The organism is Niallia alba, from assembly GCF_012933555.1.
Lineage (GTDB): Bacteria > Bacillota > Bacilli > Bacillales > Cytobacillaceae > Niallia > Niallia alba.
The window spans coordinates 2,000,339-2,024,449 of sequence record NZ_JABBPK010000001.1; the positions used below are offsets into that span (position 1 = coordinate 2,000,339).

Consider the following 24,111-nt stretch of genomic DNA (forward strand, 5'->3'; position numbering starts at 1 on the left):
AATGCAGGAGAAAGTTATCTTTTTTACGATTCTTTTAGGCTTTTTAATAACAGTATTAATTTCTCCCTTTTTTATTCCCTTCTTGAGAAGATTGAAATTCGGACAAAGCATTAGGGAAGAAGGACCGAAATCCCATCAGAAAAAAACGGGAACACCAACGATGGGTGGCTTAATGATCATTTTTTCTATTGTCGTAACGACATTAGTAATGATTAATAAATTTTCAGAGCCAACGATTAAGACATATTTACTTCTTTTAGTTTTACTTGGTTTTGGATTATTAGGGTTTTTAGATGACTTTATAAAAGTAGTTATGAAGCGTAACCTAGGATTAACATCTAGACAAAAGCTATTAGGACAGATTATTATTTCCCTCATTTTCTATTTTGTTTTACGAGAAAATGAATTTTCAACCGCAATCTCGATTCCTTTTGTTGAAAAGCCATTGGAATTAGGATGGTTTTATGCGTTATTTATTATTTTTTGGCTAGTTGGATTCTCTAATGCGGTTAATTTAACAGATGGATTGGATGGTTTAGTTTCTGGAACATCTGCTGTTGCATTTGGAGCATTTGCTGTGCTTGCATGGAGTCAGTCACAATTTGAAATTAGTATTTTCTCTGTGGCAATTGTTGGAGCAGTATTAGGATTCTTAGTATTTAATGCACATCCAGCAAAAGTATTTATGGGAGATACAGGTTCTCTTGCACTTGGAGGCGCGATTGCTGCAATTGCTATTTTAACAAAGACAGAAATTCTATTGATATTAATTGGTGGAGTATTTGTTATCGAAACACTTTCTGTTATTCTCCAAGTTATCTCATTTAAATCAACTGGAAGAAGAATCTTCCGTATGAGTCCATTGCATCATCATTATGAATTGGTTGGATGGTCTGAATGGAGAGTAGTTGCTACATTTTGGACGGTTGGATTATTATTCGCCGCTTTAGGAATTTATATTGAGGTGTGGTTATAATGAAGCAAATTAATGATTATCATCATAAAAAAATACTTGTATTAGGTCTTGCTAAAAGTGGAGTAAGTGCAGCTCAATTACTACATAATTTAGGTGCCTTTGTAACAGTGAATGATAGTAAGCCATTGGACGAAAATCCTGAGGCACAAGGTTTATTAGAGCAAGGAATCACAGTGATTTGTGGAAGTCATCCGATTGAATTGTTGGAGGAAGGATTTCAGTTGATTGTAAAAAATCCGGGGATTCCTTACTTTAATCCAATGATTAAAGGGGCCATTGAGCGTGGGATTCCCGTAATTACTGAAGTGGAGCTTGCATACCGTGTTTCAGAAGCACCATTCCTTGCGATCACTGGTTCAAATGGAAAAACGACAACGACAACTTTATTGTTCGATATGTTAGAAGCAGATAAGAAAAAGCCCCTTATTGCGGGGAATATTGGTACAGTTGCTTCAAACGTGGCTCAAGTGGCAAAGAAGGATAATAATATCGTCATCGAATTATCATCTTTTCAATTAATGGGGATTGAAAAGTTTAAACCACATATTGCAATCATTACAAACATTTATGAAGCACATTTGGATTATCACGGAACACGAGAAGAATATGCAAAAGCAAAAGGAAATATTGCGAAGAACCAAGACGAAAATGACTATCTAATTGTGAATGTAGAGCAAGAGGTTGTAATGAATATCGCGAAGAGCAGTAAAGCGACCATTATCCCTTTTTCTGCGAAACGCGAACTTGAGTTTGGTGCATATGTGAAAGATAATGTCATCTATTTTAATGATGAAGAAGTAATGAAACTCTCAGATATAACCTATTTAAGTGCATTAAATTTAGAAAATATTCTTTCTTCTGTTGCAGCTGCAAAACTAACAGGAGCATCTAATGAAAGTATTTTTAAAGTTTTAAGTAACTTTAAAGGGGTTAAACATCGTCTGCAATTTATCAAAGAAGTAAATGGACGAAAATTTTATAATGACTCTAAAGCAACGAATATATTAGCTACACAAAATGCCCTTGCTGCCTTTAATGAACCAGTCATTTTACTAGCAGGTGGATTGGATCGAGGAAATGAATTTGATGAACTCATTCCATCACTAAAAAATGTAAAAGCAATGATTACATTTGGACAAACTGCAGAAAAAGTGGAGAAGGCAGGGAGACTTGCAGGAATAAAAACCATTAAACGCGTCGATAATGTGGACAAAGCAGTGCCTGTAGCCTATGACTTATCAGAAAGTGGAGAGGTAATTCTCCTTTCCCCAGCATGTGCAAGTTGGGATCAATATAAAACTTTTGAGGTCAGAGGAGACATTTTTATCAATGCGGTGCATATGCTTAAATAAGGGCTTGTCTGTAAGTAGGCGTTGAAAGAAAATAAACTCTGATCTGTATGAACAGATAACAAAAGAGTAGCACTATAAAAACTTTCTTACTTTAAAGTAAGCTCTGTAAATGATAACAAGGTGAATAGAGAAAAGCAAACAGGTCCGTTATCATCCCTATTTGGGAATAAAAGACCGTAATCCTTTTCCTAATTTTCAACCGTTAATTTACAGAGCTTTCTTTTTTTGAATCGGATTTAAGTAATACAGGAATCTGGATACAATCCGCTTTTCTTTTTTGCAAGCCCTAAATCTTGCAATTCGAGGTGTTAATGGTGCCATCAAAAAAAACGACTCCAGATATAATTTTAATGATCATCACATTTACGTTGCTTGCCATAGGGTTAATCATGGTGTACAGTGCAAGTGCGGTTATGGCCGAACGAAATTTAGGGGATTCCTTCTTTTTTGCAAAGAGACAGATGCTTTTTGCCGGTGTTGGAATTGCTGCAATGTTATTTATTATGAACCTTGATTACTGGATATGGAGATCTTGGGCTAAACCAATTATTATTGTTTGCTTTGTTTTACTTATAGTCGTATTAATTCCTGGAGTTGGTTTAGTTCGGAATGGTTCACAAAGCTGGATTGGTGTAGGAGCATTTTCCATTCAGCCCTCTGAATTTATGAAAATAGCAATGATTATTTTCCTGGGAAAATTTCTATCGGAAAATCAAAAGCATATAATTTCCTTTAAAAAAGGATTACTCCCATCTTTAGGTCTTGTATTTCTAGCCTTTGGGATGATTATGCTTCAGCCAGATTTAGGTACTGGAACTGTTATGGTTGGTACAAGTATCGTAATGATCTTTATTGCTGGTGCTAGGATTCGTCACTTTGTAATATTAGGGCTAATCGGTGTTGCTGGGTTTATTGGATTGGTTGCATCCGCTCCTTATCGAATTAAAAGGATAACTTCATTTCTAGATCCATGGTCTGATCCGTTAGGAAGTGGTTTTCAGATCATACAATCGCTTTATGCGATAGGACCAGGTGGTTTGTTCGGCTTAGGCCTTGGGGAAAGCAGGCAAAAATTCTTTTACTTGCCAGAGCCACAGACAGATTTTATTTTTGCTATTCTATCAGAAGAATTAGGCTTTATCGGCGGTTCCTTAATTTTATTATTATTTGCTTTATTACTATGGAGAGGAATAAGAATAGCATTAGGTGCACAAGACTTATTTGGAAGTTTTGTAGCCGTTGGTATTATTTCCATGGTTGCTATACAAGTTATGATTAACATTGGAGTTGTTACAGGACTTATGCCTGTAACGGGGATTACACTCCCATTTCTAAGCTATGGAGGATCCTCTCTTACACTAATGTTGATTGCAATAGGTATCCTCTTAAACGTGAGCAGATTTTCAAGGTACTGAAATTTCATCCCACTCTTAACATCTAACAGCAAGCTGCGGAAAATTAAGGAGACTAGGTGATGGAATTCTCCCGTAATGGTCCGATAAGTGCAACAAGCGATCAGTGGGGATGAAGAAAAACCTTCATTGATGGAAGTTTTCTTTATCGAATATATTTTAAAAAAGCTAGTGGAGGGTGTTTTTTCTCTTTACTAGTTTTTTTATGTCTTTTTTTTAAAATATTATAGAATACAAAAAATTTATTTTTTTCACACATATGATAATCCCTTTTCAATCATGACAAATTTACGTGCTGGCAAGAGGAAAGTGTTACATTTCATTATCAATTTTAAGATATTCATAAAGCGTGTTTAAAATATAGTACAATAAGGTATCTATTATTTGGGAGATAACGGCAAAGGTAAAAAAATATCTTAGGAAATAGTAGAAGATTATTTCTGTTTTATGTTAATTGAAGCTATAATATAAGTGAGAAGAAAAATAACGATTTTTTTCAGAAATAGATAAGAGAAGTATTTTGAGGTGGAAAGAATGAAAATAGTAGTAAGCGGCGGAGGAACAGGGGGGCATATATACCCTGCATTAGCATTAATTCGCGAGATAAAAAAAGAAGTGAAGAATGCTGAGTTTCTATATGTCGGTACAGAGCAAGGGCTCGAAAGTAAGTTGGTTAGACGAGAAGATATTCCATTAAAAACAATACATATTACAGGGTTTAAACGAAAACTTTCCCCAGAAAATTTGAAAACTGTTTGGAGATTTATTGCAGGTGTACAAAAGAGCAAGGCGATTTTAAAAGAGTTTAACGCAGATGTTGTAATCGGAACAGGCGGATATGTTTGTGGACCGGTTGTATATGCAGCAGCAAAGCTTGGAATACCTACTATTATTCATGAACAAAATAGTGTTCCAGGGTTAACCAATAAATTTTTAAGTAAATATGTTGATAAAGTAGCGATTTGCTTTGAAGAAGCAGCTTCTTTTTTTCCAGAAGAAAAAGTGGTGATGACAGGGAATCCAAGAGCTTCGGAAGTGTTAAATCAGGATGGAATTAAAGGTCGTTTATCGGTCGGATTAAAATTAAATGAGCCTGCTGTTCTCATAGTTGGTGGAAGCAGAGGGGCAAGACCGATAAATGATGCTGTGATTGCTGCGTTACCACAATTAGGAAAGAAAGCCTATCAAATTCTTTATGTAACAGGAGAAGTCCATTATGAAGCTGTGAAAAAAGAAGTGGAGCTTGTCGGAAATCCTACAAATGTCATTATTAAGCCATTTGTTCATAATATGCCAGAAGTATTAACAAGCATTGATTTAACGGTTGCAAGAGCAGGTGCAACGACACTGAGTGAGTTAACCTCGCTTGGTATTCCGAGTATCCTTGTGCCTAGCCCCTATGTTACCAACAATCATCAGGAGAAAAATGCGAATGCATTAACAAGTAATGGGGCAGCAAAAATGCTTTTAGAAAAGGAAATGAATGGGCAAAAATTGGTCGAAGAGATGGATGCAATTATGCTGAATCCTAGTGTATTAAAGGAAATGAAAGAGGCATCCCAAAAATTAGGTATTCCTGATGCAGCAATGAGGCTGTATAATGTCATGAAGGAAGTAATCGACAGCAAGAAAAAATAGGAATGTAAATCGGAAGTTTGATGACAACGCAAATTTTCGATTTGTTTATAAAAAAGGTGGACAACCTATTAAATTGTTTTGTACTATTTCCTTATTTAATAATACCGGGGTGATTTTTTGGACAAAGGGAAGGTTGTTTCTTTAGAAGATCGAATTCCAAAATTAAAAGAACAGAGACGAAAAAAGGCGAATCGTCGACTTATTTTCCTTCTCCTCTTATTCTTCCTTATCATCGTTTGCGTAATATACTTCCAATCACCTTTAAGTCATGTCAAAAACATCGAAATTACAGGAAATCATTTATATACTTATGAAGACTTGGAGAAAATGAGTGGAATTAACAGTAATACAAATATTTGGACAATCAAAAAAGACAAGTTAGCAGAAAAACTGAAAGATACAGGTGGGATTAAATCTGCGAAGATTTCCATGGCTATTCCAAATACTGTGCATATTGACGTTAAAGAGTATAGGAAGATTGCTTATTTTGAAGTGAAGAATAAATTCATTCCTCTTTTAGAGAATGGGGATATGTTGCATGATAGAGCAATGACAAATAGCCCCTATGATGCTCCGATTATTAAAGATATGAAGAGCGAAGATGAGAGAGTAATTACGAAGATAGGGGAAGAATTAAGTAACCTTTCTGCAGAAGTGTATAATGCTATTTCTGAAATAAGGTATACCCCTAAAAATACAGATAAATGGCATGTTACCATTTATATGAATGACGGAAATCAAGTGTTGGCATCTTTATCCTCTTTTTCGGATAAAATGAAGCATTATCCTTCCATCATTGCACAACTAAACACGGATAAAAAGGGAGTTATTGATTTAGAAGTAGGTTCTTATTTCAAAGCTTTTGAATCGGAAGGGGAAAAAGAAGAGTGAAGACTAATAAAAGAAGACGAAATGTTATCTTCTCGTTAGTTTTTCTTGTTCTCGGATTTATGATTTCCTTCTCATATCAAAATACAAAAAAAGATGATGGTCAAGAAATTAGTGAAAGTCAATTCGAAAGAGATTTGGATTTGCGAAATGAATTGATTGAGCAGGAAGAAAAAAATAATGAGCTATATAAAGAATTAAAGGGAACCCAAAGAAAATTAGTTCAACTAGAGAAGGATCTTTCTAATGAAGCAGAAACGTATTATAACTTGGCAGAGGATGCGGAAAAATATCGGATCTATTTAGGAAAGGTTGCTGTCAAAGGGGAAGGGATACAAATTACATTAGAAGATGGAGAGTATAATCCAAAAGAAGATAATGTGAGCAATTATTTAGTACATGAGCATCATGTATTTAAAGTGATCAATGAACTTTATATTTCTGGTGCACAAGCGATTAGTATTAATGGACAAAGGCTATCACATAACTCTTACATCCTATGTAATGGTCCGGTAATCGAAGTAGATGGTTACCAACACCCCGCACCTTTTGTTATTACAGCAATCGGTGATAGTGATGTATTAGAAGGCGCAATTAATATTAATGGTGGCGTAAAGGATTTATTAGTAAATGATAATGTTCGATTTACACTTGAAAAAAAACGAACAATTCAAATGGATCCTTTAAAAGTTAATTAACGATAAGTATGGATAAGAAAGTATGATGCGCTGTGAATAAGAAATTTATAACAATGACAGGAATAACGCTTATTGTAGGATTTATGATAGCTGTGCAATTTCAGACAATAAAAGAACCAGTTGTTCGAGATACGAGAGATACGTGGGAATTACGAGAAGATCTCATCCATGAAAAAAAATTAGAATTACAGCTTATTAATGAGATTCGTTCGATTAACGCAAAAGTGGAAGAGTATGAGAATAACACATCTCAAAGTAAAGAAAAAGTATTGAAAGATACTTTGGCAGAATTAAAGCAGGAAGCAGGGGCAACAGAGGTTACTGGGAGTGGGATCATCATAAAGATCGAGCCGGTAAGTAAAGAAATTCTGCTAGGAGAAGATCCAGGAGTAGTCACTTCTGAATTAATGCAACGGTTAGTTAATGAATTAAATTTATATGGAGCCGAGGAGATAGCGATAAATGACAATCGCTATGTGAATACAACGGTTATCCGTGAAGTAAACAATGTATTGAAAATGGATGGAAATTCTCTCAATCAGCTACCAATTGAAATAAAGGTGATAGCAAAAGATTCGAATACAGCTGAAAAATTATTTAACTATATGAAGGTTTCTAAATCAGCTGACGAATTTTTCTTATCTAATCTGTTATTAAATGTTGAGCAGCCAAAAGAATCAATCAAGATTCCTGCCTATAGTGATACCATTAACGTCCATTATATGGAGCAGGTAAATACAAATAAAGGAGGCGATTCTTAATGTGGCTTCCGATATTTGGGTTGATTGTTGGAATAGTCTTTGGATTATTAACCGATATAAAGGTACCAGAAGAGTATGCAAACTATTTATCCATTGCAGTTCTTGCTGCATTAGACACCTTATTTGGCGGGATTCGTGCTCATTTGCAAAATATATTTGATGAAAAAGTATTTGTAACAGGCTTCTTCTTTAATATTGCACTTGCAGCAAGTTTAGCTTTTCTAGGTGTACATCTTGGTGTAGACTTATATTTAGCGGCAATTTTTGCATTTGGTGTTAGACTATTTCAAAACATAGCTGTAATTAGAAGTATTATTTTAAAAAAATCAAATACTAATTCTCCTGAAAAAATTGAAAAAAGTTGACAAAGAAAAAAGGGAATATATTAGTTTTGGCGAATAATTTAAATATTAATAGATATGTGGAAGTGAATTACAATATTTCCTTATGGGATGAGTAATTAGTCCTATTTGTAGTAAAAAAGACCAAAATTGTATTGACACTTAGCGAAAACTTAGTGAAAATATGGTGTTGCCTGGTATACAATATAATAGTTGTGAAGATTAGATTATTTTATGTATATCATAAAAACTATGTAAATAGCAGACGTTACTTCTTTATAAAAAGTTGAATTATTGACAGTATGACATAATTTGTTGTTCACATTATTTAAAATGCAAAAGGAGGTGCCCGAGAATGAACAGCAATGAACTTTATGTAAGTCTAGACATCGGTACATCCAGCATAAAAGTAATCATTGGCGAAATGATTAACGAATCTTTAAATATTATTGGTGTAGGCATCGTCCCATCAGAAGGTTTAAAAAAAGGTTCAATCGTGGATATAGATGAAACCGTTCATTCTATTCGACAGGCAATAGAGCAAGCCGAAAGAATGGTAGGGATGGAGATAAAACAAGTAATTGTTGGCGTTTCGGGAAATCATGTAAATCTGCAAACCTCACGAGGGGTAGTTGCAGTATCAAGTGAAAATCGCGAAATTACAATTGAAGATGTGATTAGGGTAAAGGATGCTGCACAAGTAGTTTCCATTCCCCCAGAAAAAGAAATTATTGATATTATTCCTAAACAATTTATTGTAGATGGATTAGATGAAATTACGGATCCTCGAGGAATGATAGGTGTACGGCTTGAAATGGAAGGTACGATTATAACTGGAAGTAAAACCATTTTACATAACACCTTAAGATGTGTAGAAAGAGCTGGCTTGGAAATTCAAGATATTTCCTTGCAACCACTTGCTGCTGGCTCTTTTGCACTTTCAAAAGATGAAAAAAACTTAGGAGTGGCCTTGATCGATATCGGCGGTGGTTCCACTACTATAGCTGTATTTGAAAATGGATTCCTAAAAGCAACCAGTGTTATTCCTGTAGGGGGAGACAATATTACCAAGGATTTATCGATTGGTCTCCGAACTACAACAGAAGATGCAGAGAAAATTAAAATTAAGTATGGATATGCGTTTTATGATCATGCTTCTGAAGAGGAAGTATTTAGTGTTCCTATTATAGGAAGCGATCAGCATCAACAATTTAATCAGTTAGAGATTTCTGATATTATAGAAGCTAGATTAGAAGAAATCTTTGAACTTGTTGGTGACGAACTAGTGAGACATGGTGTATACGACCTTCCAGGAGGATTCGTTTTGACTGGTGGGGTAGCTAGTACGAAAGGAATTTTAGAATTGGCACAAGATGTTTTCCAAAGCCGAGTTAGAATTGCTATTCCAGATTATATTGGAGTAAGAGAGCCACAATATACCACTGCTGTTGGTTTAATTAAATTCTCCTATAAAAATAGTAAACTCCAAGGTGGAAATATCCATAACCCTGTCACTATTCCGGCTGATACTAGGGAAAAAGTCCAAAAACCATCATCCCAAAAACCAGCATACGAGAAAAAACAAGTGGAAAAAGAACCTTCAAAGTTTAAGAAATTTATGGGTTATTTCTTTGATTAATGAAATGTTAAAAAGACAAGTATAATGTTGATAAAAAAGAACTTCGAGAAGGCTGAGAGTCGTTTAAAAGTCAGTCTAGGTTATAAAAAATGGTATGTACTCCATATCACCAAGACTTGAGATGCGGACAGTTCGATACTGCTGAATATCGACGAATTAGGAGGATTTGTCATGTTGGAATTTGATACAAATATAGATTCACTAGCTGTAATAAAGGTTATAGGAGTAGGTGGCGGTGGTAATAACGCTGTTAACCGAATGATTGAACACGGTGTTCAAGGGGTAGAATTTATTGCTGTGAATACAGACGCACAAGCATTAAATTTATCAAAAGCAGAAATTAAGATGCAAATTGGCGGAAAACTTACAAGAGGATTAGGAGCAGGTGCAAATCCGGAAGTAGGTAAAAAGGCCGCTGAGGAAAGCAAAGAACAAATTGAAGAGGCGTTAAAAGGGGCAGATATGGTCTTTGTAACGGCTGGAATGGGTGGTGGAACTGGTACAGGTGCTGCACCAGTTATTGCTCAAATCGCTCATGACTTAGGTGCTTTAACCGTAGGAGTTGTGACGAGACCATTCACTTTTGAAGGAAGAAAAAGGTCTACACATGCTGGTAGTGGTATTACCGCATTAAAAGACGCAGTAGATACTTTAATCGTCATTCCAAACGACCGCTTACTTGAGATCGTAGATAAGTCGACACCAATGCTTGAAGCATTTAGAGAAGCAGATAATGTACTCCGACAAGGTGTACAAGGTATCTCTGACCTAATCGCAACGCCAGGTCTAATTAACCTAGACTTCGCAGACGTGAAAACAATTATGGTGAACAAAGGTTCAGCACTTATGGGTATTGGGGTTGCTTCAGGCGAAAATCGTGCAGCAGAAGCAGCGAAAAAAGCAATTTCTTCACCACTACTTGAGACTTCCATTGATGGAGCACAAGGGGTGCTTATGAATATTACTGGTGGATCAAATTTAAGCTTGTATGAAGTACAAGAAGCAGCAGATATTGTTGCATCCGCTTCTGATCAAGACGTAAACATGATTTTCGGATCTGTTATCAATGATAATCTAAAAGATGAGATTGTTGTTACTGTAATTGCTACAGGATTTAACCAAGATTTATCGCAACCACAGCCAGGAAGACCTGGATTTGGAGGGCTAAAGCCAAATAATAATAGTCCAAGCCAAAACAGCAATCCTGTTAATACTAGAGAAGTAAAAAGAGAAGAACAACACGTCCAAAAAGAACAGCCAAGAAACACTAACGCACAACAAACAGAGGATGCCTTAGATATTCCAACATTCTTAAGAAATAGAAACCGTAGAAGATAATTATTTCTGCAGTAAAAACCTTTCTGTTATTTATTACAATAATGGAGAGGTTTTTTATTTTGCTATTTTTGTAAGATTGGTTGTTCTATAATTCTTTTGATTTTTTCATTTAAAAACAAAAACTATTTAGAGAAAACTTTTTACTTTAATATTTTTTTCTTTTGACCGTTATTATCCTTCCCGTTAACAATTCCCTAGAAAAAGTGAAAAAACTGATAATATTTCTCTAGAACTAATAATTAATCACTTAGGAGAGATAGTGACAAAAACCGTTAGAAATAGAGGAAATTTCTGATTTTTTGATTACAGAAAGTGACAGAATTTCAAGAACAAGTACGTTATACTTTTTCGTAACAGATTAATAGAGAAGATTTACTTCTTTTGTGGCTTTGATGGAGAATTCTTTTTTCATGTGTAAGAATTGCGAGCCAATGCTGTTGAGTTATTATTTCGTTAGTGCAGATGAATAAAGATTGTAATATTCTTTACAAAGCTTCGATGAAGGAGAGGAGGAGTTACATGCTTGGCCATTTATTTAGATGTGATATGGCTATTAAATTTTCTATTTGACAGTTTATTACTATATTTAACTGGAATTCTTTTGAAGAAAAAAATCATTCATTGGAGAATTTTACTTGGAGGATTCATGGGTTCTCTAATTATTCTATTATCCATCACTCCTCTTAGTACCTATACGAGTCATCCTGTATCTAAACTACTTTTTTCTGTTGTAATGGTAGCTACTGCATTTGGATATAAGCGGTTTCGAACCTATTTTCAGGCGTTAATGATTTTCTACTTAGCCACCTTTTTAATTGGCGGAACATTGATCGGTGCTCATTATTTTATCCAATTTGATTTTCAACTTTCTTCTTCTGTTCTTCTTGCTAGTGTAAAGGGATTTGGAGATCCGATTAGTTGGTTGTTTGTGCTTCTAGGTTTTCCAATTGCTTGGTACTTTTCGCGAAGAAATGTGGAAGGGATTGAAGTGACCAAGATTCAATATGAGCAAATAATTGATGTTACATTTCAATTAGGTGGGAAAGAGTTTGTGGTAAAAGGATTGGTGGATAGTGGGAACCAGGTATATGACCCAATCTCTCGTCTTCCCGTCATGTTTGTTTCATTGAAAAATATTGTAAGTAATATGCCAGCAGAGTTAATTCGTTTATCAGAGCAGCCAGAAGAGGTAATCTACGGCAGTGAGCCGATTGCTCCAGAATGGGAAAGTAAGATGCGCATCATTCCCTATAAAGTAGTCGGAAAAGATCATCAGCTCATCATTGCCGTAAAGCCCGATCTTTTGCTATTAAAAAAAGACCACGAAATAATTTCTGTTGAAAAAGGATTAATATCTTTTACAAACCAAGTTCTGTCTGCCGAGGATGCATTTGATTGCATTGTTCATCCGAAAATGCTTATAGGAAAAAAATCAGTGGAGGAAAAGGTTAGTTAATATACTATACTCACGAAAATCATCGTTTAGAAGGAGGAAATGCACATGAAGAAATGGAAGCTTCGCTTATCTTATTACTGGTACAAATTTTTAATTAAAATTGGATTGAAAACAGACGAAGTATTTTATATTGGTGGAAGTGAAGCACTACCTCCTCCGTTAACGAAAGAAGAAGAAGAAATGCTTTTGGAGAAACTTCCAAAAGGAGATCAAGCGGCTCGCTCGATGTTGATTGAAAGAAACTTGCGCCTCGTTGTTTATATAGCGAGAAAGTTCGAAAATACGGGTATCAATATTGAAGACTTAATTAGTATTGGCACTATTGGATTAATTAAGGCTGTCAATACGTTTAATCCAGAGAAAAAAATTAAACTGGCAACATATGCTTCAAGATGTATTGAAAATGAAATTTTAATGTATTTGCGCAGAAATAATAAAATTCGCTCAGAGGTATCATTTGATGAGCCATTAAATATTGATTGGGATGGAAATGAACTTCTCCTCTCAGATGTAATGGGGACAGAAGATGATATTATAACAAAGGATTTAGATGCAAGCGTAGATAAAAAGCTATTAGTAAAAGCACTTCACCAGCTATCTAAAAGGGAAAAACAAATCATGGAATTGCGATTTGGTTTAGGCACTGGAGAGGAAAAAACGCAAAAAGATGTTGCAGATATGCTGGGAATTTCTCAATCATATATTTCTCGTTTAGAAAAAAGAATTATTAAAAGACTACAAAAGGAATTTAATAAAATGGTTTAAAAGTTTTTCGATTGAAAAGCCTTGTCCCACATAATACCAATCGAAATTAGCGTAAATTGGAAATTTAACAAAAATTCTTATCATGCATATTTTTCCTTCTCGGGGAGATACTGTTTTTTGTACAGCAGCTCCTGTGAGGAGGGAAATAGATTGACTCGAAATAAAGTAGAAATTTGCGGTGTTGATACATCAAAGCTTCCAGTGTTAAAAAATGAAGAAATGAGATTGCTCTTCAAGCAAATGCATGAGGGAGATATATCCGCAAGAGAAAGTCTCGTAAATGGAAATCTCCGCCTCGTATTAAGTGTGATTCAACGATTTAATAATCGAGGAGAATTCGTGGATGACTTATTTCAAGTGGGTTGTATTGGTCTAATGAAATCTATCGATAATTTTGATTTAAGTCAAAACGTTAAGTTTTCCACCTATGCTGTCCCAATGATTATTGGTGAAATTCGCCGTTATTTACGCGACAATAATCCAATTAGGGTTTCCAGATCTCTGAGAGACATTGCTTATAAGGCATTACAAGTCAGAGAACGATTGATGAATAAAACATCAAAAGAACCGACAGCTGAGGAAATTGCCAAAGAGTTAGACATTCCACATGAGGATATTGTTTTTGCATTAGATGCTATTCAAGATCCTGTGTCGCTTTTTGAACCAATTTATAATGACGGCGGAGATCCGATTTATGTGATGGATCAATTAAGTGACGAAAAAAATAAAGATATACAGTGGGTTGAAGAATTGGCATTAAAAGAAGGAATGCGCCGGTTAAATGACCGTGAAAAACTAATTTTACGAAAAAGGTTTTTCCAAGGGAAAACACAAATGGAAGTTGCAGATGAAATCGGCATTTCACAAGCACAAGTCTCAAGATTGGAAAAGGCTGCTATTAAACAAATGAATAAAAATATTCAAAGCTAAAATAGGAATAAAAGGGTTAGACTTCTTAAAGTATGTGTACTTTAATGATGTCTAACCTTTTCTATTGAGAAGAAATATAATACTACTCTTTTATAAATATACATAATATATTTGAGTGATGGACAGTCCGGATATGATGAATACTGTTTTTCTAAAAAGTTAGGCGGACTCTCAACTGATAGAATGGGCTTGGAAAAGACTGAAAGGGTAACAAAGAAACCCATCAACGTTTGTTCACCAAGTCCTGTGAATAAGAAAAAAGCAAATTGAGCTAATTTTATTAAAAAGCAACCTAATTTCCAAAGAAAATCATGTTTTTCTGTGACCAATGATAGGTCCATATGGTAAACTAAAACAAAAAGATGGGGTTAGAGAATGGAACCTTTTACTTTACGAAATAAGCAGTTTTTTAATCTTGAATTGTGGGAGCAACAGTTTCCAAAACTAATAGCTGGTTTCACAACAAAAAATGGTGGGAAAAGTAAAGGCGATTATGCTAGTTTAAATATGGCATTTCATGTAAATGATCAAAAAGAAACAGTAGTTGCAAACCGTATAGAAGTAGCGCAAAATTTAACAATTCCATTAGAACAATGGGTTGGTGCAGAGCAAACCCATAAAGTTAATATTGTCGAAGTAACAAAAGCTCATATTGGCAAAGGAGCTACAGATTATGAAAGTGCGCTAAAGGATACAGATGGTTTCTTTACTTTGGGAAAAAATATATTATTAACTTTATGTTTTGCTGACTGCGTTCCGCTATATTTTATCCATCCAACTACAAAGGCGATTGGAATTGCGCATGCAGGGTGGCAAGGAACAGTCCAAGGCATTGCTAGCGAAATGTTGAAAGTATTTGCTTCCCATAAGATACCTGTAGAAGAGGTACTTGCTGTAATCGGTCCATCCATTACAGATCGTCACTATATTGTGGATGATCGAGTTATTAACGAAGTGGAAAAGGCGATCCATTCTAAGCAAAAGCCATATGACACTGTTTCTCCGGGACAATACAGTCTTAATTTGCAAGAAGTGAATAAACAGATATTGTTAGAAGAAGGAATGGTGGCAAGCAATATTCATATAACCAATTATTGTACTTATGAAGATGACGCTTATTTTTTCTCCCATAGAAGGGATAAGGGGAAAACCGGGAGAATGATGAGTTATATTGGATGGAGAGAGGAAGAAGAATACGAAAATGTTAGTGAAAGAAAATCTTGAAGTTATAAAACAGGAAATTGCTACTGCTTGTGAAAAAGTAAATCGAAAACCAGAAGAGGTAACGATTATTGCAGTGACAAAATATGTTACAATAGAGCGAGCACAAGAAGCAGTCGATGCTGGAATTGTTCATTTAGGTGAAAATCGTGAAGAAGGCTTGCTGGCAAAGTATGAGGTTCTTCAGGACAAGCCGGTATGGCATTTTATCGGATCATTGCAGACAAGAAAAGTAAAAGGTATTATAGATTATGTAGACTATATTCACTCATTGGATCGATTATCTTTAGCAAAAGAAATACATAAGAGAGCAAATCGAACCATAAAGTGTTTTGTACAGGTAAATATTTCGCAAGAAGAAACAAAGCATGGAATGGAGCCAGAGGAAGTTGTTGATTTTGTTAAACAATTATCCGAATATCCTCATATTCAAGTAATTGGATTAATGACAATGGCGCCATTTACAGACGATAAGGAATTGCTTCGTCAGTGCTTTCAAAAAGTAAAAAGCATTCAAGAAGATGTAAAAGAATTACAATTACCATATGCTCCATGCACAGAGCTTTCTATGGGAATGTCGAATGATTATTCAATTGCGATCGAAGAGGGAGCAACGATGATAAGAATTGGAACTGCTTTAGTAGGAAGCGAGAAATAGGAGGCAACTAAAATGAGTATAAAATCAAAAATAAAAACTTTCTTTTTTTTAGAAGATGAAGATTATGAGGAAGAGCAAGTAAGATATCAAGAAGAACCAAGCGAACCTGTTCGAAATTATAAGCAACCAGTTCAGCAGACACAGCACGTTCAACAACCGAAAAGTAACCAAAATGTTGTAAGTTTGCAAAGCATTCAAAAATCATCAAAAGTATTTTTGGTTGAACCACGTGTATATGCAGAAGCACAGGATATCGCTGACCAACTAAAAAACCGTCGTGCTGTCGTTGTCAACTTACAGCGTATCGAAAAAGATCAAGGGAAGCGGATTATTGATTTCCTAAGTGGAACAGTCTACGCCATTGGTGGAGATATCCAAAAAATCGGCACAGATATATTCCTATGTACACCAGATAACGTAGAAGTTTCGGGGAATATTTCACAAATCTTGCAAGATGCAGAATATGAAAATACGAGGTGGTAACAACGAATGAATTTTATTATAAGTATCTTGGCTAATGCTTTAACCATATATTCTTACGCGCTTATTGTTTATATATTAATGTCATGGATTCCGAATGCTCGTGAAACATCTATTGGTGTTTTTCTTGCAAAAATCTGTGAACCATATTTAGAGATTTTTAGAAGATTTATTCCGCCTCTTGGCATGATCGATATTTCACCAATTGTGGCTATTTTTGTATTAAATCTTGCTGGCAATGGAGTTCGCCAATTAGTAATGTGGTTTCTATAAATACTTAAAAGGGCTAATACAGCCCTTTTTCTATGCAAAAAAGGAGCTGAAAAGATGTCAATCTATCAACACTTTCGTCCAGACGAAAGAGAATTTATCGATCAAGTACAAAATTGGCGAAGCTATGTCGAGAATACATATGCTCCGAAATTAACCGATTTTTTGGATCCACGGGAACAGAAAGTCTTAAGTATGATCATTGGGGACCATCGCGAAGTAAAATATGCTTTTTTCGGTGGGCATGAGCAAGTAGAAAGAAAAAGAGCAATCCTTTACCCCGAGTATTATCAGGCAACAAAAGCGGATTTTAATCTCTCTTTACTTGAAGTAAATTATCCGAAGAAGTTTGTCACAATCGAACATCCCCATGTTTTAGGGAGTCTAATGTCCCTTGGTTTAAATCGTAGTAAATTTGGAGATATTTTCGTTGCTGACGGAGATATTCAATTTATTGTTGCAGGAGAAGTTGAAGATTATGTAAGACTTCAGCTTGATTCGATTGGAAAAGCAAAGGTGAGTCTTACCGCGATTCCTTTGGAAAAAATCATTGCTAAAGAAGAACATTGGACCGAAATAACTACGACCACTTCCTCTCTGCGCCTCGATACACTCATTGCAGCCGTTTATAAGTTCTCAAGAGAAAAGGCAAAGACTTTTATCACGCAAGGATTAGTAAAAGTAAATTTCACTTTAAATGAAAATGTCGCTTTTATGTGTGAAGAAGGAGATGTATTTTCTGTCCGTGGGGAAGGCAGGGCTACCATTAAATCGATTGAAGGAAAAACGAAAAAAGATAAATGGAGAATTGTGGTAGGTAAATTGAAGTAGAGAATAAGAAATTGATGAAGTTCTATAATTTCTGTTTCAAACAAAAAACATGGTTTTTTTATTGAGTATATATGATACAATATTTTCAACAGCATTATTTTTCACGTTTCTTCATATTTTTCAAAAATAATGCAGGAAATCCGATAATACTGTCGAAATAAGGATGATACATAAAGAAATTGAAGTTTGGGAGGTGGCTTTATGCCATTAACGCCGTTAGATATTCATAATAAGGAATTTGCCAAAGGCTTCCGTGGTTATGATGAAGATGAAGTAAATGAATTTCTTGATCAGGTAATTAAAGATTATGAAAATATTATCCGTGAGAAAAAAGAACTAGAAGAAAGATTAAACGAGTTAACTGACCGTATCGGCCACTATAATAATATTGAAGAAACGTTAAATAAATCAATTGTTGTAGCACAAGAGGCTGCCGAAGAAGTTAAACGCAATGCACAAAAAGAAGCAAAATTAATTATTAAAGAAGCAGAAAAAAATGCTGACCGCATTGTTAATGAATCACTATCAAAAGCTAGAAAGATTGCTCTTGAAATTGAAGAATTGAAAAAGCAATCAAAAGTATTCCGTACTCGATTCAAAATGCTAATTGAAGCACAATTAGATATGCTGAATAACGATGATTGGGATCATTTATTAGAATATGAATTGGATGCTTCCGAATTAAATTCAACAAAATAAAAGCCTAGTCTTGACGAATCATTGAGTTATGAAATATAATTTTTCACAAATATATATTCATGTAGCGTTGATAGGGATAGTAGATTTCCAAAAAACTTATAAAAGCGAATCAGGGACGGTGTAAGCCTGAGATAAGTTGGAAGTTGAAAATCACCCTGGAGTCTTTTTCTGAAAAGGTAAGTAAGAAAAGGCGGTTCATTGCCGTTAAAAAATGTCTAAGTGGATAAAATTTTCTTTTTATCTATAAGGGTGGTACCGCGGGAACCTTAACTATTAAACCTTCTCGTCCCTTTCGTGGGGATGAGAAGGTTTTTTGCTGTCTATACTTAATCTATAATAGGACTGTATAGATGGAAGCATACATGAAAAAAGATAATAATGTTGGAGGAAGAAAATGGAATATAAAGATACGTTGCTCATGCCTAAAACAGCTTTTCCGATGAGAGGGAATTTGCCAAATCGTGAGCCTGAAATTCAAGCGAAATGGAAAGAAATGAATATTTACGAAAAAGTTCAGGAACGTACACACGGACGTCCGATATTTGTCCTTCATGATGGACCTCCATATGCAAATGGTGATATCCATATTGGACATGCTCTTAATAAAATTTTAAAAGATTTTATCGTTCGTTATAAATCGATGACTGGCTTTCAAGCACCATATGTGCCAGGATGGGATACACACGGACTGCCAATTGAACAAGCTTTAACAAATAAGGGTGTAAAACGTAAAGAAATGACAATTGCAGAATTCCGTAAATTATGTGAAGAATATGCATTAGGACAAATTGACAGTCAAAGAGAACAATTTAAACGCTTAGGAGTTCGCGGAGATTGGGAAAATCCTTATATTACCTTAAAGCCTGCTTATGAAGCACAGCAAATAAAAGTATTTGGAGAAATGGCGAAAAAAGGTTATATCTACAAAGGGAAGAAACCTGTTTATTGGTCTCCAACAAGTGAATCAGCACTTGCTGAAGCAGAAATTGAATATAAAGACAAAAAGTCGGCTTCTATTTATGTTGGCTTTAAAGTGAAAGATGGCAAAGGTGTTTTAGCAGAAGATGTACAAATAGTTATTTGGACAACTACTCCTTGGACAATTCCTGCTAACTTAGGTATTTCTGTTCATCCAACTTTAACATATGTAGTTGTCGAAGAAAAAGGCAACAAATACTTAGTTGCACAAGATTTATTGGAAAGTGTAAAAACAGAAATTGGCTGGGAAGAAGCAAAAGTAGTTCAAGAAGTGAAAGGTTCAGAACTAGAATATATTCTAGCTGTACATCCAATCTATGGCCGTGATTCTTTAGTAATGCTAGGAGAACATGTAACGACAGATGCCGGAACTGGCTGTGTTCATACTGCTCCTGGACATGGGGAAGATGATTTCTTAGTTGGTCAAAAATATGGATTAGAAGTTCTTTGTCCTGTTGATGATAAAGGGGTTATGACAGAAGAAGCACCAGGATTTGAAGGGTTATTCTATGATAAAGCGAACAAGCCAATTACAGAAAAGCTTGAAGAGGTTGGAGCATTATTAAAGCTTCAATTTATTACTCATTCTTATCCACATGACTGGAGAACGAAAAAACCAGTTATTTTCCGTGCAACAGCACAATGGTTTGCTTCTATTAAAGACTTTAGGAATGAACTATTAGATGCAGTAAAAGAAACAGCATGGGTACCTGCATGGGGCGAAACTAGATTGTATAATATGGTTCGTGATCGTGGAGATTGGTGTATTTCTAGACAACGTGCATGGGGTGTGCCAATTCCTGTGTTCTATGCAGAAAATGGCGACAGCATCATTACAGATGAAACAATTGAGCATATCTCTAATCTATTTAGAGAAAATGGGTCGAATATTTGGTTTGAAAAATCAGCGAAGGAATTATTGCCAGCAGGCTTTACACATCCAGGTAGCCCAAATGGTGAATTTACAAAAGAAACAGATATTATGGATGTTTGGTTCGATTCTGGTTCTTCTCATCAAGCTGTATTACTAGAAAGAGAGGATCTTCAACGTCCTGCTGATCTATACCTAGAAGGTTCTGACCAATATCGTGGCTGGTTTAACTCTTCATTATCTACAAGCGTAGCAGTAACTGGTAAAGCACCTTATAAAGCTGTTTTAAGCCATGGCTTCGTTTTAGATGGAGAAGGACGCAAAATGAGTAAATCATTAGGAAATGTTATGGTTCCTGCAAAAGTAATGAACCAATTAGGTGCTGATATTTTACGTCTATGGGTAGCTTCAGTAGATTTCCAAGCAGATGTACGTGTATCTGATGCTATTTTAAAACAAGTAACAGAAGGCTATCGTAAAATCAGAAATACATTCCGTTTCTTATTAGGAAACCTTGCTGACTTTAACCCAGAAACAGATGCTCTTTCTTATGAAGAATTACGTGAAGTGGATCAGTTTATGCTGATCAAATTAAATAAATTAATTAAAAATGTAACAGAATCCTATGATAAATACGAATTCTCGACTATTTATCATAATATCAATAATTTCTGTACATTGGATTTAAGTGCATTCTATCTTGATTTTTCAAAAGATGTACTGTATATCGAAGCAACAAATAATAAGGAAAGAAGAGCAATTCAAACTGTTCTTTACGAAAGCTTAATCAGCTTAACAAAATTAGTTGCACCAATCTTACCACATACTGCGGATGAGGTTTGGGACCATATTTCTTCTGCAAATGAAGAAAGTGTACAGCTAACAGATTTCCCGGAATATACAACATTTGAAAATAGTGATATGTTAGAAGAAAAATGGAATAAATTCTTGGTTGTACGTGATGATGTGCTTAAAGCATTAGAAGAAGCACGTAATCAAAAAGTAATTGGTAAATCACTCGCTGCGAAAGTAACGTTGTATGTGAATGAAGAAGTAAATACACTTCTAAATTCTATTCAAGAAAACTTACAACAATTATTTATCGTATCAGGTTTCGAAATTGCTGGTGAATATAATAGTGCTCCAGAAGAAGCGTTAAAGCTTGAACATGCTGCCATTGTAGTATCAAAAGCAGACGGTGAAACATGTGAAAGATGCTGGACAGTTACAACAGACGTTGGTAAAGTGGAAGCACATCCAACACTATGCGAGAGATGTGCACATGTAGTAGAAGAAAATTATTAAGAAACACTTATAAATACACTAACATAAATATTTCAGACCAATTTAAAGCCAAACAATTACACGGAAATTTCGTATGATTGTTTGGCTTTTTAATTAGCTTGTAAAAAAGCTGTTTCAGCTGTTAGTACCCGCAGCCTGAATACACTTCGCTTTCCGTGGGGCTCGCGCTGAGCCGCTTCAGGGTCTCAGGCTGTCTCGCTAATCCCACAGGAGTCTACGTATATTCAGGCTGCTCCATTCTTCCAACTAAATTATTTTTTCTTGGAAAAACAATATTTTTTAGAAAATAGCCTTTAAAAATGAAGTGAAATGAAGCGAGTGTCTGTAGCGCAATGGAACGAATTAGTTTTTACACTTGACTATATTTAAAATCATAAATATTCAGTGAATGTAACTTTTATTTAAGCGTTAAATTAGAGATTGTTCGTCTTTACAGAGTATCTAATTTGTTATGTCCCATCCTCTTTTTTGCTTTTAAAAGATTGTTTAAAACAAAGAAAAAATTAAAGGAAAAAAGTTTTGTAAAAGCCTTTTATTGGGAAAAGAAAAAGAATAAATGAATTACATAGCGTGAGAGCAACTCCCATCTATTATCACAATGTGGGTGGATTTTTTTATACATATGTAATGAAGAGAAATAATTCCACCTCCGTTAATAGTTGTTATGCTTGTTAAATCTTTAATCGGTTTTTGTCTTCTTCAATGGAAAAGCTAAAGATAATTAAAGAAACGGAGGTAATGGAAATGAATTCAACTGTTGAAAAGCTTTATACAGAACTCCGTCTGACACAAATCGAATTAGCAACAACATTACGAGTAAAAAGAGATTCAAAAATAAATAAGTATATTGAAGAAGAACTAAAAGATGTAGAGGAAACGATGCAAAAATTAGAAAGTGGTAACTTTGGAATGTGTGAAATGTCTGGCGAATTACTTCCATTCGATTTATTGGAGATGATTCCTACTATTAGAACAAAGAGTGATATAAATAGTATTCAGTCCTATTATCGAAAGTCGATTCACTGATTAGGTGGGAATTGCTTTCATGGAAATATACGACCAAGCTATCGTTTTCATCTAGTTTATGCTAAAATGCTAAAGGAGACTCGAGAATTGGAGGAAACTTTAGTGTTTTATTACATAATTGCAGCTATAATTATTATTCTTGATCAATGGACGAAATGGTTAGTTGTAAAAAATATGGAGCTTGGTGAAAGTATTGAAATAATAAAAGATTTTTTCTATCTGACATCCCATCGTAATAGTGGAGCCGCATGGGGTATGCTTGAGAATCAAATGGTCTTTTTCTATATCGTCACGATTGTTGTTGTAATTGGATTAATTTATTTAATTCAAACTGGCACAAAAGGCAAAATACTATACGGGGTTTCGCTCGGTCTTATATTAGGTGGCGCACTTGGCAATTTTATTGACCGTGCCAGACATCAATATGTAGTCGACTTTATCAATACGTATATCTTCAATTATGATTTCCCTATATTTAATATTGCAGACTCATCTTTAGTAATTGGTGTTATTTTATTAATCCTAGTTATGCTGAGGGAGGATAGAGAAGCAAAGAAGGAGAAGAAAAATGGAAAAAACGGAACATATCATTCAAAGTGAGCAAGTAAATGAACGAATCGACAAAATTGTTTCGACGATTAATGCAGACTGGTCAAGAACGCAGGTCCAACAATGGATAAAAGACGGTCATGTGACAGTTAATGGTCAAACGGTAAAAACAAAGTATAAAGGTGTTTTAAATGACGTAGTAACAATTGAAGTACCAGAAGCAACAGAACTAGACGTTGAAGCAGAGGAAATGGATTTAGATATTTATTATGAGGATAAAGATGTTATCGTAGTAAATAAACCAAAAGGAATGGTTGTACATCCTGCTCCTGGCCATGTAACTGGAACATTGGTGAACGGTTTAATGGCACATTGTAAAGATCTTTCTGGGATTAATGGTGTAATGAGACCAGGGATTGTCCATCGAATCGATAAAGATACATCTGGCCTATTAATGGTTGCTAAAAATGATGCTGCTCATGAAAGTCTTGTGAATCAATTAGTAGCAAAAACGGTAACAAGAAAATATAAAGCGTTAGTTCATGGATCCATTCCACATGACTATGGAACAATTGAAGCGCCGATTGGCCGTGATCCTAAGGATAGACAAAGTATGACTGTTGTAGATAACGGGAAGCATGCTGTAACACATTTTCATGTAATCGAAAGAATAGATGGATACACATATATCGAATGTCAATTAGAGACTGGACGTACTCATCAAATTCGTGTTCATATGAAGTATATTGGCTATCCACTTGTTGGAGACCCTAAATATGGACCAAGAAAAACATTAGATATCGGGGGCCAAGCTCTTCATGCAGGAGTACTAGGATTTGAACATCCACGTACTGGGGAATATCTAGAGTTCGAAGCTCCACTGCCAAAAGACTATGAACAACTTTTAGATACCCTTCGAAATAATCGTTGACAAGATATCTATTTTATATTAAGATAATTTTAGTTGAATAAGTCCTTTAAATCAATCCCGTGAGGTTGAGAAGGAAACGGATTCTAGCTATTAAAAGT

Annotated in this window: 23 protein-coding genes and 1 other annotated feature; all 23 genes read left to right on the forward strand. The window is 35.0% G+C overall.

Annotated features, from left to right (window positions below; genetic code table 11):
* Nucleotide 1: 1 nt before the first annotated feature.
* The 23 genes from mraY to HHU08_RS09645 all read left to right on the forward strand — a co-directional run bounded on the left by mraY (nt 2) and on the right by HHU08_RS09645 (nt 24,013).
* The gene (gene mraY / locus HHU08_RS09535) at nt 2-976 is read left to right on the forward strand and encodes a phospho-N-acetylmuramoyl-pentapeptide-transferase (protein ID WP_016201008.1); all 975 of its coding nucleotides are present in this window, start codon (nt 2-4) and stop codon (nt 974-976) included.
* On the forward strand, nt 976-2,328 hold the full coding sequence (murD, locus tag HHU08_RS09540) for a UDP-N-acetylmuramoyl-L-alanine--D-glutamate ligase (RefSeq protein WP_016201009.1): 1,353 nt from the start codon (nt 976-978) through the stop codon (nt 2,326-2,328). The genes mraY and murD overlap by 1 nt, the downstream gene beginning before the upstream one ends.
* A gap of 314 nt (nt 2,329-2,642) precedes the next feature.
* Nucleotides 2,643-3,743, forward strand: a complete 1,101-nt coding sequence (spoVE, locus tag HHU08_RS09545) for a stage V sporulation protein E (RefSeq protein WP_016201010.1) — start codon at nt 2,643-2,645, stop codon at nt 3,741-3,743.
* Between the two features lie 531 nt (nt 3,744-4,274).
* Nucleotides 4,275-5,378, forward strand: a complete 1,104-nt coding sequence (gene murG, locus HHU08_RS09550; protein WP_101730063.1) for an undecaprenyldiphospho-muramoylpentapeptide beta-N-acetylglucosaminyltransferase — start codon at nt 4,275-4,277, stop codon at nt 5,376-5,378.
* Nucleotides 5,379-5,495: 117 nt separating this feature from the next.
* Complete coding sequence (locus HHU08_RS09555; protein ID WP_169188344.1) at nt 5,496-6,269, forward strand: cell division protein FtsQ/DivIB; 774 nt, start codon at nt 5,496-5,498, stop codon at nt 6,267-6,269.
* Nucleotides 6,266-6,964, forward strand: coding sequence for a DUF881 domain-containing protein (locus HHU08_RS09560; RefSeq protein WP_101730062.1), 699 nt, complete (start codon nt 6,266-6,268; stop codon nt 6,962-6,964). The genes HHU08_RS09555 and HHU08_RS09560 overlap by 4 nt, the downstream gene beginning before the upstream one ends.
* A gap of 32 nt (nt 6,965-6,996) precedes the next feature.
* Entirely contained in the window at nt 6,997-7,725 is a 729-nt protein-coding gene (locus tag HHU08_RS09565) for a DUF881 domain-containing protein (RefSeq protein ID WP_224428033.1), read from the forward strand.
* Complete coding sequence (locus HHU08_RS09570; RefSeq protein ID WP_016201015.1) at nt 7,725-8,090, forward strand: small basic family protein; 366 nt, start codon at nt 7,725-7,727, stop codon at nt 8,088-8,090. The genes HHU08_RS09565 and HHU08_RS09570 overlap by 1 nt, the downstream gene beginning before the upstream one ends.
* Nucleotides 8,091-8,421: 331 nt before the next feature.
* Complete coding sequence (ftsA, locus tag HHU08_RS09575) at nt 8,422-9,705, forward strand: cell division protein FtsA (protein WP_101730061.1); 1,284 nt, start codon at nt 8,422-8,424, stop codon at nt 9,703-9,705.
* Nucleotides 9,706-9,876: 171 nt separating this feature from the next.
* Entirely contained in the window at nt 9,877-11,043 is a 1,167-nt protein-coding gene (ftsZ, locus tag HHU08_RS09580) for a cell division protein FtsZ (RefSeq protein WP_016201017.1), read from the forward strand.
* Nucleotides 11,044-11,566: 523 nt separating this feature from the next.
* Complete coding sequence (gene spoIIGA, locus HHU08_RS09585; protein WP_016201018.1) at nt 11,567-12,499, forward strand: sigma-E processing peptidase SpoIIGA; 933 nt, start codon at nt 11,567-11,569, stop codon at nt 12,497-12,499.
* A gap of 45 nt (nt 12,500-12,544) precedes the next feature.
* The gene (gene sigE / locus HHU08_RS09590) at nt 12,545-13,264 is read left to right on the forward strand and encodes an RNA polymerase sporulation sigma factor SigE (protein WP_016201019.1); all 720 of its coding nucleotides are present in this window, start codon (nt 12,545-12,547) and stop codon (nt 13,262-13,264) included.
* Nucleotides 13,265-13,414: 150 nt separating this feature from the next.
* A complete protein-coding gene (gene sigG, locus HHU08_RS09595) occupies nt 13,415-14,194 on the forward strand; it encodes an RNA polymerase sporulation sigma factor SigG (protein WP_016201020.1) in 780 nt (259 codons plus the stop codon).
* Nucleotides 14,195-14,569: 375 nt separating this feature from the next.
* Nucleotides 14,570-15,418: a peptidoglycan editing factor PgeF gene (pgeF, locus tag HHU08_RS09600; RefSeq protein WP_101730059.1), complete on the forward strand. Its 849-nt coding sequence runs from the start codon at nt 14,570-14,572 to the stop codon at nt 15,416-15,418.
* Nucleotides 15,396-16,073, forward strand: coding sequence for a YggS family pyridoxal phosphate-dependent enzyme (locus HHU08_RS09605; protein WP_169188345.1), 678 nt, complete (start codon nt 15,396-15,398; stop codon nt 16,071-16,073). Before pgeF ends, HHU08_RS09605 begins: the two co-directional genes overlap by 23 nt.
* A 12-nt stretch (nt 16,074-16,085) precedes the next feature.
* Nucleotides 16,086-16,556, forward strand: a complete 471-nt coding sequence (locus HHU08_RS09610; RefSeq protein ID WP_101730058.1) for a cell division protein SepF — start codon at nt 16,086-16,088, stop codon at nt 16,554-16,556.
* Nucleotides 16,557-16,562: 6 nt separating this feature from the next.
* The gene (locus HHU08_RS09615) at nt 16,563-16,826 is read left to right on the forward strand and encodes a YggT family protein (RefSeq protein ID WP_169188346.1); all 264 of its coding nucleotides are present in this window, start codon (nt 16,563-16,565) and stop codon (nt 16,824-16,826) included.
* Between the two features lie 54 nt (nt 16,827-16,880).
* Nucleotides 16,881-17,654, forward strand: coding sequence for a YlmH family RNA-binding protein (locus tag HHU08_RS09620; protein WP_169188347.1), 774 nt, complete (start codon nt 16,881-16,883; stop codon nt 17,652-17,654).
* A 201-nt stretch (nt 17,655-17,855) separates the two neighbouring features.
* The gene (locus HHU08_RS09625) at nt 17,856-18,353 is read left to right on the forward strand and encodes a DivIVA domain-containing protein (RefSeq protein ID WP_016201026.1); all 498 of its coding nucleotides are present in this window, start codon (nt 17,856-17,858) and stop codon (nt 18,351-18,353) included.
* A gap of 58 nt (nt 18,354-18,411) precedes the next feature.
* Nucleotides 18,412-18,647 (forward strand) — a binding site (T-box leader).
* Between the two features lie 100 nt (nt 18,648-18,747).
* Complete coding sequence (gene ileS, locus HHU08_RS09630; RefSeq protein ID WP_169188348.1) at nt 18,748-21,507, forward strand: isoleucine--tRNA ligase; 2,760 nt, start codon at nt 18,748-18,750, stop codon at nt 21,505-21,507.
* Nucleotides 21,508-22,251: 744 nt separating this feature from the next.
* On the forward strand, nt 22,252-22,533 hold the full coding sequence (locus tag HHU08_RS09635) for a hypothetical protein (protein WP_016201028.1): 282 nt from the start codon (nt 22,252-22,254) through the stop codon (nt 22,531-22,533).
* A gap of 66 nt (nt 22,534-22,599) precedes the next feature.
* Nucleotides 22,600-23,133 carry a signal peptidase II gene (lspA, locus tag HHU08_RS09640; RefSeq protein WP_084668580.1) on the forward strand — a complete coding sequence of 178 codons (534 nt, stop codon included), beginning with the start codon at nt 22,600-22,602 and terminating at the stop codon, nt 23,131-23,133.
* Nucleotides 23,102-24,013 (forward strand): RluA family pseudouridine synthase, encoded by a 912-nt coding sequence (locus tag HHU08_RS09645; protein ID WP_016201030.1) that lies wholly within the window; start codon nt 23,102-23,104, stop codon nt 24,011-24,013. The genes lspA and HHU08_RS09645 overlap by 32 nt, the downstream gene beginning before the upstream one ends.
* Nucleotides 24,014-24,111 lie beyond the last annotated feature (98 nt).

Excerpts from the sequence above, each read along its gene's own strand:
- ileS (WP_169188348.1), top strand. The coding sequence starts at position 18,748 with ATGGAATATAAAGATACGTTGCTCATGCCTAAAACAGCTTTTCCGATG.
- ftsZ (WP_016201017.1), top strand. The coding sequence starts at position 9,877 with ATGTTGGAATTTGATACAAATATAGATTCACTAGCTGTAATAAAGGTT.
- ftsA (WP_101730061.1), top strand. The coding sequence starts at position 8,422 with ATGAACAGCAATGAACTTTATGTAAGTCTAGACATCGGTACATCCAGC.
- HHU08_RS09635 (WP_016201028.1), top strand. The coding sequence starts at position 22,252 with ATGAATTCAACTGTTGAAAAGCTTTATACAGAACTCCGTCTGACACAA.
- HHU08_RS09615 (WP_169188346.1), top strand. The coding sequence starts at position 16,563 with ATGAATTTTATTATAAGTATCTTGGCTAATGCTTTAACCATATATTCT.
- mraY (WP_016201008.1), top strand. The coding sequence starts at position 2 with ATGCAGGAGAAAGTTATCTTTTTTACGATTCTTTTAGGCTTTTTAATA.
- HHU08_RS09570 (WP_016201015.1), top strand. The coding sequence starts at position 7,725 with ATGTGGCTTCCGATATTTGGGTTGATTGTTGGAATAGTCTTTGGATTA.
- murG (WP_101730063.1), top strand. The coding sequence starts at position 4,275 with ATGAAAATAGTAGTAAGCGGCGGAGGAACAGGGGGGCATATATACCCT.
- pgeF (WP_101730059.1), top strand. The coding sequence starts at position 14,570 with ATGGAACCTTTTACTTTACGAAATAAGCAGTTTTTTAATCTTGAATTG.
- murD (WP_016201009.1), top strand. The coding sequence starts at position 976 with ATGAAGCAAATTAATGATTATCATCATAAAAAAATACTTGTATTAGGT.
- HHU08_RS09645 (WP_016201030.1), top strand. The coding sequence starts at position 23,102 with ATGGAAAAAACGGAACATATCATTCAAAGTGAGCAAGTAAATGAACGA.
- HHU08_RS09620 (WP_169188347.1), top strand. The coding sequence starts at position 16,881 with ATGTCAATCTATCAACACTTTCGTCCAGACGAAAGAGAATTTATCGAT.
- HHU08_RS09625 (WP_016201026.1), top strand. The coding sequence starts at position 17,856 with ATGCCATTAACGCCGTTAGATATTCATAATAAGGAATTTGCCAAAGGC.
- lspA (WP_084668580.1), top strand. The coding sequence starts at position 22,600 with ATGCTAAAGGAGACTCGAGAATTGGAGGAAACTTTAGTGTTTTATTAC.
- HHU08_RS09605 (WP_169188345.1), top strand. The coding sequence starts at position 15,396 with ATGTTAGTGAAAGAAAATCTTGAAGTTATAAAACAGGAAATTGCTACT.
- sigE (WP_016201019.1), top strand. The coding sequence starts at position 12,545 with ATGAAGAAATGGAAGCTTCGCTTATCTTATTACTGGTACAAATTTTTA.
- HHU08_RS09610 (WP_101730058.1), top strand. The coding sequence starts at position 16,086 with ATGAGTATAAAATCAAAAATAAAAACTTTCTTTTTTTTAGAAGATGAA.